Here is a 1,550-nt window from a genome sequence, read left to right as displayed (position 1 = left end):
ATTTTAATCCACGTTTCATTATTGTTTGTCCTCCTAAGGAAAATTATTATTTTCTACATCTCTAACTATAAAAAAGAATAATTAACCTAGTTTTAAACAAATGTAAATAATTCGTAAAGTTGGGATAGGAGGACAAATTAAAGATAAAAATAAGACTCTCTAATTATTTTAGAGAGTCTAGAGAAACAATCTATTTCGTTCATGATTAGTGAAAAACATACCAATTATCACTAGTTTTGAAATAAAGCCTTATTTATTCACTTTTTCAAGGCATAGTTTTAATACAGCATTAAGTAATACATTCGCCCCTTTAGCACAATCCTCATATGAAGTTAACTCATCTTCACGATGACTATATCCATTTATACTTGGTACAAAAATCATAGCAGTTGGAATATAGGAAGCAATGAATTGAGCATCATGGCCGGCACCGCTATACATACGATTTTCTTTATACCCTAACTCTTTGCAAGCATACTCCACAGCATTTACGACTTCTTCATTAAAGTCTACTGTGTCTCGATCCCATAGGCGTGTAGATTTAATTGGACAGCCACTAATATTTTTTGGCAGTTCTTCCACCATACGAGTAACTTCTGCAATAACACTCGGATCCTTATGTCTCGCCTCTAATGTAAAGGTTACTTCTGAAGGAATGACCGTATGAATATTTGGATATGCATTTATACGACCGATTGTGTATACGAGCTCTGAATCTAGTCTTTGTAATTGCTTTTGTAAATCTACTACCAAATTAGCAGCGGTGAACATCGGATCTTTGCGCATGCTGATTGGCGTCGTCCCTGCATGGTTGGATTCTCCAAATACAGAGATTTCATAGCATACCATTCCTAGTACACCTTCTACTACCCCGATTTCTAAGTTTTTCCGTTCCAGTACAGGTCCTTGTTCAATATGTAGTTCGATATACGCAGTGGCTTCTCTCAATCGATTTGTTTCAGAACCTTCGAAACCACTTACATTCAAAGCTTGCGAAAAAGATATCCCATTTTTATCTGTAGAAGCAATCATCTTCTTTTTATCAAATTTACCTGATAACACTCCAGAAGACATAAGAGATGGCTCAAATCTTGCCCCTTCTTCATTTGTAAAATTGACAATTGTAATTGGATAATCTAATTCAATCTTTTCATCTATAATTGTATAAACAGTCTCTAAAGCTGTGAGTACACCTAGTACGCCGTCAAAACGTCCTCCCTTAATAACTGAGTCCAAATGGGAACCAATTACAATTGGAGGCAAGTTTTGTTTCCCCTGTAAAGTGGCATACATATTCCCCATATCATCATGCGTTACTGTCATTCCCACTTCTTCACATAACGCTTGAAATTTCTTCCTTGCATCAATATCTTCAGCAGATAATGCTAGTCTAGTTACTCCGTTGTTTTCCGTTTTACCATATTCACTAAACAACTCAATTAATTTTTGAAGTCGATTAGCATTCGTCTTGATCATATGAAGGCCTCCTTTAATTATTGGGCAATATCTTCAATAATAATTGCTGTTAATTTATTTAGTGAACTAAAATA

At 35.0% G+C, this 1,550-nt stretch carries 1 protein-coding gene; it reads right to left on the bottom strand.

Annotated features, from left to right (window positions below; translation table 11 throughout):
• Positions 1 to 249 precede the first annotated feature (249 nt).
• Positions 250 to 1,476, bottom strand: coding sequence for a Zn-dependent hydrolase (locus CN514_RS00710; RefSeq protein ID WP_098230935.1), 1,227 nt, complete (start codon positions 1,474 to 1,476; stop codon positions 250 to 252).
• Positions 1,477 to 1,550 lie beyond the last annotated feature (74 nt).

It is taken from the genome of Bacillus sp. AFS001701 (genome assembly GCF_002559405.1).
Classification (GTDB): domain Bacteria; phylum Bacillota; class Bacilli; order Bacillales; family Bacillaceae_G; genus Gottfriedia.
Note: the sequence above shows the minus strand (reverse complement) of the source record. Positions and strands in the feature narration are given on the sequence as shown.

Bases quoted from the DNA above. Each gene is read 5' to 3' on its own strand.
- CN514_RS00710 (WP_098230935.1), bottom strand. From the start codon at position 1,476: ATGATCAAGACGAATGCTAATCGACTTCAAAAATTAATTGAGTTGTTT.